This is a genomic window from Ferrimicrobium acidiphilum DSM 19497 (assembly GCF_000949255.1).
Classification (GTDB): Bacteria; Actinomycetota; Acidimicrobiia; order Acidimicrobiales; family Acidimicrobiaceae; genus Ferrimicrobium; species Ferrimicrobium acidiphilum.
Genome location: NZ_JXUW01000005.1, coordinates 75,918 through 88,729, shown reverse-complemented (window position 1 = coordinate 88,729; position 12,812 = coordinate 75,918). Strand labels below are relative to the sequence as shown.

11 protein-coding genes are annotated in these 12,812 nt (G+C 55.6%); 7 read left to right on the top strand and 4 right to left on the bottom strand.

The genetic code is table 11. From position 1 onward, the window contains the following. Window positions 1-158 precede the first annotated feature (158 nt). From FEAC_RS04030 to recA, 5 genes are all read left to right on the top strand, one after another. Window positions 159-1,424 carry a D-alanyl-D-alanine carboxypeptidase family protein gene (locus FEAC_RS04030; protein ID WP_052565512.1) on the top strand — a complete coding sequence of 422 codons (1,266 nt, stop codon included), beginning with the start codon at window positions 159-161 and terminating at the stop codon, window positions 1,422-1,424. 18 nt (window positions 1,425-1,442) lie between these two features. After that, window positions 1,443-2,306 (top strand): homoserine kinase, encoded by an 864-nt coding sequence (locus FEAC_RS04025; RefSeq protein ID WP_052565510.1) that lies wholly within the window; start codon window positions 1,443-1,445, stop codon window positions 2,304-2,306. Between the two features lie 49 nt (window positions 2,307-2,355). Then, a complete protein-coding gene (locus tag FEAC_RS04020; RefSeq protein ID WP_052565509.1) occupies window positions 2,356-2,916 on the top strand; it encodes a CDP-alcohol phosphatidyltransferase family protein in 561 nt (186 codons plus the stop codon). Window positions 2,917-2,922: 6 nt separating this feature from the next. Continuing rightward, on the top strand, window positions 2,923-4,176 hold the full coding sequence (locus FEAC_RS04015) for a competence/damage-inducible protein A (RefSeq protein WP_035388784.1): 1,254 nt from the start codon (window positions 2,923-2,925) through the stop codon (window positions 4,174-4,176). Between the two features lie 154 nt (window positions 4,177-4,330). Further along, window positions 4,331-5,383 carry a recombinase RecA gene (gene recA, locus FEAC_RS04010; RefSeq protein ID WP_035388783.1) on the top strand — a complete coding sequence of 351 codons (1,053 nt, stop codon included), beginning with the start codon at window positions 4,331-4,333 and terminating at the stop codon, window positions 5,381-5,383. Between the two features lie 202 nt (window positions 5,384-5,585). On the opposite strand, the gene FEAC_RS04005 is transcribed toward recA, so the two are convergent. Beyond that, window positions 5,586-5,789, bottom strand: a complete 204-nt coding sequence (locus tag FEAC_RS04005; RefSeq protein ID WP_035388782.1) for a hypothetical protein — start codon at window positions 5,787-5,789, stop codon at window positions 5,586-5,588. Window positions 5,790-6,102: 313 nt separating this feature from the next. On the opposite strand from FEAC_RS04005, the gene FEAC_RS04000 reads away from it, so the two are divergent. Beyond that, window positions 6,103-6,390: a hypothetical protein gene (locus FEAC_RS04000; RefSeq protein ID WP_035388781.1), complete on the top strand. Its 288-nt coding sequence runs from the start codon at window positions 6,103-6,105 to the stop codon at window positions 6,388-6,390. Window positions 6,391-6,643: 253 nt separating this feature from the next. Here FEAC_RS04000 and FEAC_RS03995 read toward each other — a convergent pair whose 3' ends face one another. Next, complete coding sequence (locus FEAC_RS03995) at window positions 6,644-7,597, bottom strand: GGDEF domain-containing protein (protein WP_052565505.1); 954 nt, start codon at window positions 7,595-7,597, stop codon at window positions 6,644-6,646. 974 nt (window positions 7,598-8,571) lie between these two features. Continuing rightward, window positions 8,572-8,904: a hypothetical protein gene (locus FEAC_RS03990; protein ID WP_035388780.1), complete on the bottom strand. Its 333-nt coding sequence runs from the start codon at window positions 8,902-8,904 to the stop codon at window positions 8,572-8,574. A 543-nt stretch (window positions 8,905-9,447) separates the two neighbouring features. On the opposite strand from FEAC_RS03990, the gene FEAC_RS03980 reads away from it, so the two are divergent. Next, window positions 9,448-10,863 carry a MiaB/RimO family radical SAM methylthiotransferase gene (locus FEAC_RS03980; protein WP_035388828.1) on the top strand — a complete coding sequence of 472 codons (1,416 nt, stop codon included), beginning with the start codon at window positions 9,448-9,450 and terminating at the stop codon, window positions 10,861-10,863. 256 nt (window positions 10,864-11,119) lie between these two features. Here the strand turns inward: FEAC_RS03980 and FEAC_RS03975 are convergent, their stop codons facing one another. Beyond that, the gene (locus FEAC_RS03975) at window positions 11,120-12,673 is read right to left on the bottom strand and encodes a methyl-accepting chemotaxis protein (RefSeq protein WP_052565503.1); all 1,554 of its coding nucleotides are present in this window, start codon (window positions 12,671-12,673) and stop codon (window positions 11,120-11,122) included. Window positions 12,674-12,812: the final 139 nt, after the last annotated feature.

Genomic DNA, 12,812 nt, shown 5'->3' with positions numbered 1-12,812 from the left:
TGTCACCAGGTATTGTCGGTTCGCTTAGTTGCTGCTCGGTAAAACGCTCGGATAGATTCATGCTCCTCTCACCAAATTGCGGTTGTAGGCGGTTATGATGGTTGGCCTTGACAGGTACGGACAAGTCGCATACAGGCGGAACAAAATGGAGGACGTGAATGGCGCGCGGTGACCAGTGGGTGTCGACGAAGGGTAGCCGTCGGAGTTACTCCGGACGGAATTCTACGATGTTGTTTCGGCGTCTTCTCGTCGCTGTTCTAGTCCTGATCCTGATCTTAGGACTGGTATCGATCGTCCAATTGGTGCGTGGAGTCCCGAATCCGACCTATACGCCTTCGCTCGCATCATCCTCCACTATCCCGGGAACACCACCGACGGTGGCGTGGCCATCCAAGGCTGAGGCAGCTGCTGAGATCATGGGTGTCGGCCTCCTTGGCCAACATGGAACGATCCACGAGACGGAGATAGCGTCGGTCGCTAAGATGACTACCGCACTGCTGACGCTTAAGGCCCATCCGATCTCGCTTGGAGAGAGTGGTCCTAAGTTGACTATCACCAATGCGGACTATCAGATATACCTAAACGATAAGAATGCTGGAGATTCGGTCGGTGCGATTAAGCCAGGCGAGGTCCTCTCTGAAGAGCAGCTGCTTGAGTTGCTGCTGATACCTTCAGCAGACAACGTAGCTACCATGTTGGCACAATGGGATGCAGGCTCAGTGAGTCGGTTTGTGACTGAGATGAATAGCTACGCCCAGAGCCTAGGGCTGCACCATACTCATTATGGTGATCCGAGTGGCGTGACTCCGTCAACGCTCTCCACACCCAGTGACCAGTTGAAGATCGAGGCCCAGTTCATGGCGAATCCAGTATTGGCCAACATAGCGTCGATGCCTCAGGTGACCCTGCCAGTCTGTGGTACGGTCTATAACGTAAACTATGTCCTCGGTCACGACAACATCGTAGGTGCAAAGACCGGATCCATACTGACAGGAAACTTTGCAATGGCTACGCAGATCAAGCTAGGGCAGTCACAACTCTTGGGCCTCGGTACCATTTTGGACGTGGGCGGGGTGCAGCCGCTGACGAATGCGCTCAACGACGGCAAGGCGATGGCCAAGTCGCTGCAGTCGATTCCTCGGCAAGAGACGGTCCTACGTAAAGGACAGGTAGTCGGCTATCTTGATGTGCCCGGTGCTCGTCCTGATCCTGTGGTGGCAGCCGAGACGGTGACTGAGATCGGATGGCCGGGACTATCGGAGTCGTTCACACCCACTTTGGTGAAGTCGGTCTATGGACTGCCTGCGGGGGCCAAGGTAGGTACTGCGACCCTGACCGTGGGCGAGCAGCTTAAGATAGTTCCGTTGAAGGTTGCCAACGCCGTCGCACATCCGTCGATTGTGTGGAGGTTGACCCACTTCTAGTACAAGGGATGTGACGTGATGGGATTCAAGAGTGTCCGAGTCCCAGGTTCATCGGCGAACCTAGGACCGGGGTTTGATACATTGGCGCTTGCGGTGCCTTTGTTTCTGACTGCTAAGGCTTATCAGGCAGACTCCTTTGAGGTTGAGCTGCACGGCGAGGGATCCTCGGAGACGGTTGTCGGTAACCATCTGATCCATCAACTAGTGATCGAAGTGCTCGGCCACGACCGTGTTGGATTGATCATCGATTCGGAGATACCACTTGCACGAGGGCTCGGTTCCTCGGCTGCGGTGACCTTAGGGGTCGCAGCTGCACTTGGTCACCCTGATCCTCTGGGGGTAGCCCTTGACTTTGAGAGTCATCCTGAAAACGTGGCTGCCTCATACTATGGCGGTGGAGTGGCTGCGCTGGTGGCCTCTAGCGGACCGGTGATTCGGCGTATCGCTGTCGATCCACTGCTGAGGCTTGTCGTTATCATCCCTCCGGATCGGCTTACGACTGAGGCCGCGAGGCGACTCTTGCCCAAGACCGTCTCGTTTGGCGATGCGGTTTTTAACCTCTCTCGTGCTGCACTGTTGGCGGTATCGCTTGGTCATGTTGAGGATCTAGTCCCCGAGCTCTTTGAGGATCAACTCCACCAGGAGGCACGCGCCGCTGCCTTTCCTGAATCACGCCAACTGCTGGCGATGCTTTTGGAGGCGGGATGCTTAGGCGCGTCGTGGTCAGGTGCCGGCACTATCTGTGTTGGCTTTACCGATGTCGATGGGGTCGAACGAGTACATCAACGGGTGGAGGAGGCGATGGACTCGAGCGGACTCGGTTACGGGGTTCGTTCGCTCGCTGTTGATCTCGAAGGTCTTATAACTCTCGGCGAGAAGTGAGCGCTTGATGCGCTACATCCCCTGTGTAAAGCTAGTAAACTGATCGCAGATGTCTAGTCCACAGCGCCTTATCTATGGTCCCTCTGCCATAGCAACGCCCGCGAATGCCATTACGGTGCTGCGGATATGCTTTGCGCCTGTATTTGTGGTGTTGCTTGTCTCCTCTCCAACCTCAATAGTTCCATTTTGGTTGTGGGCTGGTCTCGCACTCTCTGATAGTGCCGATGGCTACATCGCTCGTCGCCAGGGAGTGACGCGCTCTGGAGCTTTTCTGGACCCACTTGCCGATAAGATTCTGGTCTTTGCAGCTTTTGGCGCTCTGTTTATCCTCCATCGTGTCGATGGTCTGCCAATTCTCATCATGGGACTTCGAGAGATTGTTGTGTCGGTCTATCGTACCCAGGTGCTGGCGTCTGGCAAGAGCCTTCCAGCGCGGATACCCGGCAAATTGAAGATGTTGGTTCAGATTGTCGTTATTGGCCTCGCGCTTATTCCCTACATTGGCGAGCATGACCGCCCGGCCATCAATTTTTTAGCCTGGATTGCCGTGGCCCTTGCGCTCGTGAGTGCGGTTCAGTACTTCTTTGACTCCAAAAGCATCAAGGCGTAGGCTTCGTTGAAGGTAGCCGTGGTCGCGATTGGCACCGAGCTATTGCTTGGTCAGATCGTAGACTCGAACTCCGCACGAATTGGGCAGACGCTGGCTGCGAACGGCTTCTCCTCATACCTTCAACTCAAGGTGGGAGACAATCACGATCGTATCGTAGCTGCACTCAGACTCGCGCTCGAAGATGCTGACGCCGTCATCACGAGTGGTGGGCTCGGGCCGACCCAGGACGATATCACCAGGGAGGCGATTGCTGAGGTATCTGGGCGGCGATTGCACGAAGATCCCGGTGTGCGCTCCGTTATTGAGGAGCTTTTTGCCGCCAGAGGTCGCCCGATGTCAGCTAACAACTACCGGCAGGCGATGGTTCCAGAGGGTGCGACCGTCATAGAGCAGCGCAAAGGCACGGCGCCTGGTTTGATCGTTCCTGTAGGGGACAAGGTTATATTCGCCCTCCCTGGGGTTCCATATGAACTCGATGATATGCTCGCCAACGAGGTGCTAACCGAGTTGCGGCTTCGACGCAACGACGCCACCGTCATTCGATCACGAGTGCTCCGAACCTGGGGGTTGGGAGAGTCACGTCTAGCTGAGTTGATGGCACCGCGCTTCGATGAGCTTGAAGGTTCAAACGTAACCATTGCTTTTCTCGCCTCCGGAATCGAGGGAGTTAAGGTTCGCTTCACCGTCGGTACCGCCAGCGAGAGCGAGGCTCTTGAGCTGCTCGGTCGCGAGGAGGAGCGTGCCCGGCAACTTCTTGGCGACTACGTATTTGGGGTTGACGAGGATACCCTCGAGTCGGTAGTCGCTCGACTAGCGATCGCCGAGCACGTCAGCATTGCTGTGGCTGAGTCGCTCACCGGAGGGATGGTGGCCTCCCAGCTCGTGCGCGTTCCTGGAGCTTCGGAGTGGTTCCGTGGTGGCGTGGTGAGTTATGCCACAGCGGTCAAAGAGCAGCTGCTCGGGGTTACGGCGAGTTCGGTGGTGTCTGAGGATGCAGCACGAATGATGGCCGAGGGGGTGGCACGGCTGATCGGTAGCGATATTGGTATCGCGACCACCGGAGTAGCTGGCCCAGAGATGCTTGAGGACCAGCCCGTTGGTACGGTTTGGATTGGAATGAGCTATCGGGGGCGGTCGGAGGCACGAAAGGTTCAGTTGCTCGGAGATCGTGAGAGGATACGTACCTACGCGACGGCCACCGCGCTCGACTTGATCCGACTTACGTTGAGTGGCTCTGGACGTGGTTTTACCGCTTTCTAAGCGGCCTAGGCCCGTACTTGCTTGGAGTCTGATGACGAGGCAAGCCAAGCTCAGTAGCGTGTCAAGGTTGTGTGCGTAAGAATGTATGCGATCAAATGTACTAGTTGTCAGAGCGTCGATCTAGTCTATGGGTAAGCGTTGATGAGGAGGAACTGTGGAACGGGATAAGGCACTTGATATAGCTATCGCCCAGATTGAGAAGCAATTTGGTAAGGGTTCGATCATGCGGATGGGCGAGGCTCCGCAGATGGCGATAGAGTCGGTCTCGACTGGGGCGATGGCTCTCGACCTTGCACTCGGCGTTGGAGGACTTCCACGTGGACGGGTGGTGGAGATTTTTGGTCCAGAGAGTTCAGGCAAGTCGACGCTTGCCTTGCATGTGGTAGCGGAGGCGCAGCGCATTGGCGGTAACTGCGCCTACATCGATGCCGAGCATGCTCTCGACCCGGTTTATGCCCAGGCGATAGGTGTCGATATCGATGGTCTTCTTATCTCCCAACCTGACTATGGAGAGCAGGCGCTCGAGATCTGTGATGTCCTTATCAGGTCAGGTTCGATCGATGTTGTCGTCATAGACTCGGTCGCCGCACTCACACCGCGCGCGGAGATCGAGGGCGACATCGGAGACGCACATGTGGGACTGCAGGCGCGCCTCATGTCGCAGGCGATGCGCCGTCTCACCGCTAATTTGAATCACACCAACACGCTTGCCATTTTCATCAATCAGTTGCGCGAGAAGATCGGTGTGATGTATGGCTCCCCAGAGGTGACTCCGGGTGGCCGTGCACTGAAGTTCTACTCATCGGTTCGGCTCGATATCCGTAAGGTGGAGATCATCAAGGACGGCACCGAGATGGTTGGTTCGCGCACGCGGGTCAAGGTTGTGAAGAACAAGTGTGCGCCTCCGTTTCGACAGGCGGAGTTCGATATCATGTACGGTCAAGGTATCTCACGTGAGGGCTCGATTCTAGACGTAGGGGTAGAGCTTGGCTTGATCAAGAAGTCGGGTTCATGGTATACCTACGAGGGTGAGCAGCTTGGCCAGGGTCGGGAAAATGTAAAGACGTTTCTGGCGGCGAATCCTCAGTTGATGGCTGAACTCGATCAGAAGATCCGCGAAAAGGTGAACGGTACAGTAGTCGATGGCCTGACACATGGGATGCTGCCAGCCGACGATGAAGAGGCGTTCTCGGAGACCTCGAACTAAGTCGCGGTCATCGTCCTTTAGGCAGATGTGGTTTTAGATATACGTTGCTCTAAATAATGAGTTTGCGAATCGGCAGGTTGGTCCGGTGATCCTTGGCCCACCTGCCTTCGTCATGTCTAGACGATCCCGGATGCGCTGTTCGCTGGCGATCATTGCAGCGCAACTCGGATGTTTGCTGGCGAGCGGCTAGAGACGACCCGTGTTAGCGGACATGCAATAGTGCATAGCTACGGCCAAGTAATTGCACGGTGACGGACATCAAAACTGCACGCACATCTGGGCCCTGGTTCAAGGTATAGATTCTGCCATCAGCAACTACCAGGTAATCGCCACCGCCGCCAATGGTTGGTGTACCCGACAACCTTTGAGCTATACGACGCAGAGCCGTAGGCAGTTGTGCCAGCACCAGCGGTCACCTAGCCCGATGCACCTGTTGCGAGGTAGTCTCTCCAGTCGAGCTTGTACTGCTGGCTTGAGAGGCGACGGCGTGCTTGCGCATGGAGCTACTCCAGGCCGTGTTACGAAGGGCGTCGTGCTGGTATCTAATACTGCGCCACCAAGTAACGTCATCGGTCCTTTCACTGTCTTGTCTCCTCGTGCAATCTGATTGACTTTGTCCGGACATTGACATAAATGTGTAATTTCAAGGGCAACTCATGCGACGGAGATAGAGACGCGAATTTCAGATCTGCAGGTTGTTGGTTGTCGACGTTTTTGCCATGCCAGCTTGCGAGTGGATAGCCAACACCAGCTTCCGAGGGGGCGGGTCGGCTTGCCTTGGGATAATTTGTCTTGGCTCCGATGGCTTAGTTGAGGCGGCGGATCTGCCCTTCGTGATGACCTACCTTAGCGGCTATCGCATCATTATGCCCCGACGGATCGCAAGCTGGTCACCCAGTTCGATGAATAGTTGGGTATCTATCGTGATGCTATCGTATGCCTACGGGGATTTGACTCATGAAGACCCCGGGTTGAAGCTGGTTGATCATATTGACTTTGGACCTTGAGGCACTCCAATTCTCGGGCAGTTTTGCGTTGCTGGACATCATGTGTGCTCTGGTACAGTCGCAAGTCGCCATTGGTAAACCCGCTGCTCTCGCAAAAACGCCTAAGCGACGTGCGCATCCTTCAGCTTGAACCAACCACCCTTGGAGGGCAGCGCGTCAGACCCATGAGCGCCGGTACTGGAAGCTGATCTTATGGAACTATGACTCGGTAATCCATCCACAAGTCCGGCCAGCAACTCATCAGTTCAGTCGCTCAACTCCGTAATGTCGGATAGACGGCTTCGGTCCCAGCCATACACCAACGCCGACGGCCCGCATGCTTAGCGCGATACAGGGCGGCATCCGCAGCTGCGTATAGATGATCTGCCGTTGTGCCGTCAAGGGGATACCGAGCCACGCCAGCGGAAAACGTCATACCTTCTTGCCTATACAAAACTCTCGCAAATCCCTGTATCCGCTCACACAACGCAACCCGATCGAGAAGGCCAGGTGCCCACCAGACGAATTCATCACCACCCAACCTTCCTAGAGCATCGTTTACTCGCGATTGCCTCCGCTCAAGCGCAGCCAACTGTTGTAGGACTCTATCCCCCTCAGGGTGCCCATGCCTATCGTTGATCGTCTTGAAATGGTCGAGATCCCATACGATGAAAGCGGCTGGACTTGATGGACTGGCTATATCAGAGGTGATGTGCTGCCATAGTCCACGACGGTTGAGTGTACCCGTTAATGGGTCAATCGAGGCCAAAGAACTCCACGAGGACACAAGACCGCTTAGGGCGGAAGCATACGTATCTAATGCTGTCTGCATGTCGGAGAGCCAACGCCGACGTACCGTAAGAAGCGGTGGCAGATCGGGAGCTTGAGGATCCGCCTCCAACGCATGATAGCCAGAGAACATCAGGTTGTACAGTCCGACGTAAACCGACGGAGGGACATGAGCGTAAATGTGCGCAAAGCCAACTCGACGTGCGGAATCACGCGAGGCCGGAGTCTCCGGAGACGCGCAAAACGTTAATCGATATGCCTCCAAGTGGGAATGGAACCAGTCAGCCGTTTGGAACTCAAGCGATAAGTCGCCGAATAACGAAGCGTCGTCCTCTACGGCCTTCGTTGCTAGCCTCACCCACTCTGAAAAAAGCGCATTAATACCCTCGACATGGAGGTTCCATGCCTTTTCATCCTCGATGCCCCACTGCCACAGCAAGATCCGCCTCCTTTCAGGAAGCCTTGCAGAATCGACCTGAGGAAGACAATTGCCCTCGTGCCTCGCTTGCGGATACGCCCACAACTAGCCTAGCGTTCCATATTCCAACGACCTCAAAGCACCACTAGCGTTGCGGTCCACGTGGACAGTTTGCTCTCTCTCCATTAGGCTCTATGGTCTTACGCTTTCATCGGGACAACTCAACAGGAACTTGAACCATTTTCGACTCCAAGCCCATCGTTCAGCGACTACAACTAACCAGCCTGAATGTTAAGTTCACCTCTATCGAGCGAAAGATAGACTTCTTGACACCGGCTCATAATCCTTAAATCTTTATATGAACTGGGTACGCAAACCTGAAAATCATGCCAGAAGCACAGGTCGAGTTGTTCGCAGGCCACCGTGGGCGTGCGAACAACGAGATGGATTGCCGAATAGATTTACCGGAGTAACCGTTCAGGCCCCTCAACCACTCAGCAGCCGGTGATGGTGCCATGATGGCGATGAGCACGACGAAGAGGCCAGAGGCTAGTGACGTGGTTAGGCTCCGGTATGCTCACCACGCCCCGACGCTGCCTCCCCCGAGGAGGAGCGGGTCTGGTCGCCAACCTTGCTGCGCGGGACAGGACCCGTCTACTTTGCAGACGTTCCAGTCACTTGTTCCATGGCCCTTGAGGAGTAGGCATCAACCCCACACCCTTTGATATCGGGGCCCATGCTGAGGCGTTGCTTATCTGGGTCAAGGCGTGCTACTATCAGGCATCTCTCTCGTAGTCGTTCACGGGCCGGCAGTCGTCGCCATCTAACAGTGTCCCCAAAAGAGCTGGGTTAGGACCTCCGTTGCGTTGTGGCTCTGCTTTCTCGTAGTGGAGAGGTAAGAGCGTGCTCGGAACTAAAGCTCGAGTCCCTTCTTCGGATCGCCAACCACCTGAGATCTTGTTCTGTAACGTGAGGATACGAACATTACGCTCACTCTAGTTATAGTCGAAGTCTGTTGCGACGTTGGTCCCAAAACGCGGAACCTCACCACGGTAACTATTGAGGCATTCGAGCAGATTGGCAGCCTTGGACCTCTTCTTGCCCGGCGCCGGGTCAAAAAAAGGGTTAGCGGCGAAGCCCGCAGTGACGATGCGGTCATGGCGGGCCGGGTAACGCCCGAGTAGACGGCGGAGTTGTGTGAGTTGGCCCTTAAGTTCTGCGACCTCACAGCGGAGTTCTGCGATGAGTCGATCCTGGTCCACCAACTCAGCGATGCGAGTTTTCAGCTTCTCGATCACCTCGGCCTTGAACGCCTCGTAGTCGCGCATCAGCGTTTGCGTAACTAGCCTGTCTCACGAAGCAGTGCTACCTTCACCAAGAAGCTTGCTCCGAAAGTTCCTAGAGAGCGTGGGGAGATCTTCTATTGGTGCCTCCAAGTTGCGGATGCCTCCGACTTCATTTTCGTACGATGAGTGTCGGATAACCTCCGCGAAGTAGTTGATGATGCGAGATTGGGAGGCAAATCTGATCGATTGGATGGCCGACAAGAACATCCGAATAGCCTCCATTCGATGGATTGCACATTGTAGGTTTGCGGACTTGGAGCGTGGCTCAAGGCTAGAGCTGACGACTATGGGCGATGCCTATTTGCAGCAGGCGATGGAGGTCCTCTTGGGGTAGCCTCTGCTTGAGCCATCCCCGATTTAGTCGCCGGTCGTTTGTTGAGAACGGACGCTATCGGTTGCTGGTTTGGTTCGAAGTTGGACGGATCGCTCGCCGCTGGCAGGAGGCGATCGTGTTGGTGGAGTGCATGTGCTGGTGTGCCTGGCTTCTCCGATACAGATCGTTGGCCAACTAGACTCCTCGATCAGATGAAGAGTTTTTACGTCAAAACATTTGGCTGCCAGATGAATGAGAACGACTCCGAGCGGATCGTGACAATTCTGAGGCGCCAAGGTATGACTCCAGCCGCCTCTGAAGAGATTGCCGATGTGGTCGTGTTCAATACCTGTACCATACGAGAGAACGCTGACAACCGTTTTTTCGGGCAGGTAAACAAGTTGCGTGAACGTCGAGCCGTCGATCCGGGGATGCGTATTGTGGTTGCTGGCTGTCTCGCACAGGGTGAGCAAGCAGCTATCTTCGAACGGGCGCCTCATGTTGACGTAGTGGTGGGAACCCACGCGCTTGGATCGATTGCACAACTCCTTGAGCGCAGTGACGGGGAGCGCCATGTGATCGACGTTACCGAGGCTAGCGATGGGTTGGATCCGTTGGCTGATCTCGTAGCTGAACCGACCGACGGCCATAAGGCTTGGGTAACCATCCAGACCGGATGCGACAACAACTGTGCGTTTTGCATCGTCCCCCAGGTGCGTGGTGGGGAGGTGAGCCGACCATTTCAGGCTGTGGTTGATGAGGTACGAAGCTTGGCTTCTCAAGGCGTCACCGAAGTTACCTTGCTTGGCCAAAATGTGAACTCATACGGTCGAGATCTTACGCGACGCATGCGTCGCGAGGAGATCGAGTCTGGAGACCGTGGATTCCTGACCGGTCAGGTCTATGTCAGTGACTCGATTCCAAGAATTCGGCCTCTTTTTGCCGACCTGTTGAGGGCTGTAGGTGCAGTCGACGGCATACGTCGTGTTCGCTTTACCTCCCCTCACCCAAAGGATATGCGCGAAGAGACTTTCCAAGCTATGGCTGAATCTCCTATGGTTTGTGAGAGCCTTCATTTTCCGCTGCAATCTGGTAGTGACCGGATCTTGGCGGCTATGCACCGTGGGTATCGCGGTGAGCGGTTCTTCGAGAAGCTGCAGTTGGCTAGGGAGATTATCCCGGATCTCGCTGTCACGACCGATATCATTGTCGGGTTTCCCGGGGAGACCGAGGATGACTTCGAGGCGACGTTAGAGTTGGTCGCTCGTTGTGAGTTTGACTCTGCCTTTACCTTTATCTACTCTCCACGTCCAGGTACTGAAGCAGGGGAGTGGCGTGATCGTTTTATCGCGCCAGAGGTTATTGCAGAGCGATTTGAACGACTCAAGCTTGTAACCGAACGCAGTGCGGCGGCCAAGCATCACGCACGAGTAGGCAGGATCGAAGAGGTCTTAGTAGATGGCCCATCTAAGCGAGATGCGACCGTCGCCTCTGGTCGCACGCGGCAGAACAAATTGGTTCACGTTGCCGGTCTCGATGGCGATCGTTATCGAGGTGAGTACGTCAACGCTCGCATCTTCGATGCTGGAGCTCACTTTCTCCATGGTGAGCTGCTAGCACGCGATTGACGGCTTGGTTCGGCGCCTAGCGAGCTTGTCATGGTGGCGATGTGGCGGGCGAGTTTTGGATCGGTTGCTGGGATCTGAACTGCCAGCTCGCTATGGAGGGTGTCGATTTGTGGAACCATCCTATAGCAGGCGTCCGTATATTGGCGTCTCACATTAGGCGTGTGGATCGGCCCTGAGCAGCTGGTTAAGTGGCGATTCCATCGCCCTGCGATAGCTGCGGGGTGACCCTTTTGAGCTGATACCGGAGATCGGTGTGTCACCAAGGCGACATGAGAGCGTCGAGTTCTCCACGGTCGCCCACCGATGGTGGTGTTGTGGCCTTCGCTATTTTGGAGGCCCTCTGAACCCTCTGGCGCTCGGGCGATTGGGCATCATCAGCGAGAGGGGCGTAGCCTAAGCGGAGAGCTCCCCAGTGAAGGCCGGAGACGTAGATTGGAGCAGATGCGTCTTTCATGAGCCGATATTCCCCGCCTCCCATGTCGCGCCGGTAGGTCTGGAGGAGAAAGTCGTTACGACTGCGCGCCGCATTGATTCCTGTTGTGTCGTCGAAGAAGCGATGATTGCGACAGTGTGCTGCGTTCCAAACGGGATCGGAGGTCTGTGGTGATGAATACTTGAGGTTATGGGTGGATAGATATCCGTTGCGATCGACTACTGCGGCAAAGACGACCGCCGGTGAGAACTCCAAGAACTCCTCCAGTAGGTCCTGTACCGCGGCATCTACGAAGGTCACAAAGCGAGTGAGATGTTGGGTCGGGTTGGTATCTGGGATCTCTTGGTAGTCTTCATCAAAGAGTTCATCGATGCTCAGTTCGCCAGAGGTGATCGCTGCTTCAAATATGACCTCGATCTCTTGCGCACACCGAACTACCTCAGTCACGAAGGGTGTATCTAGAGTCTCGACACCTATCTTTGCGCTGAGGTGAACGAGAGAGTTGGTGCGTTGCATCAGATTATCGAGACTGAGCGTGGCAGCTCCGAGATCATTCTCGGAGTGCTCCACGCCCTCGAATAGTGACAGGAGTGAACTCGAGAACAGATCGACCTTATCGTTGATAGTCCGCGAGAAGGTCGCGATCGCCTCCACGCGATGATCGAGTACGTCGCCCTCCTGCTGTGAGCGCTCGATCGATCCCGCGACGATGTCGATAGCTCCGCGGGCTCGCTCGGCACCACGACGTGCACTCTTTGTGGTGCCCCCGAGCTCGTTTACCGATGTAATCAACGGATCCAAGGTTGCAGATATCGATGCCGCCGCATCGATGGCTTGATCCGCTAGATCGCGTATCGCGTTGGCGATGACCGTAAAGCCGGTGGCGCCAGTGCCAGCACGCGCCGCTTCGATGTGGGCGTTCAGTGCGAGAACGTGGGTCTGTTGAGCTATGGAGTCGATGTGATGAGCGATTCTGCCGACGTCCTCCATCTCCTGTTGAAGGGTCTCAAGCTGCGTGCTGGTATCGCCAACCCACTTGATCATGTAGTTCACCTCTGCGAGCGAGGCGGTCATCTCCTCCCGGGACTGAGCCAGTTCATGGTTCATCCTGCGTGTGGCGTCTGCCGCTGCTTCGGCATCATCGGAGAGTGAGCGATTTCCGTCACGCAGTTCACGAGCGGCAAGCGTGAGCTCTTTGAATAACTCTACCTGTTTTGTGATGTTGGTTGCGATCGACTCGACCTTGGTTGCAGCCTCGACCACCAGTAGGCCGGTCTGGCCAATACCTTCGGCCATCAGTTCGATGTTGCTCGCTTGTGTCGGCGTGACCACCTTGCCCGCAGGCTGTGCATCGTGGGTGCGTCCAATACGAGCCATCCGCATCCTCCTCGTTCGATTGTCGCCTTGGACCAGGTTTCGTCATTGAATGGGGCTCGCTTGAGATATTGCTTTGGAGTGGTCGTATAGCTGCGTGAGCCGTGCCTAGTGGCGAATTCTGGATCTGTCGATGTACGTG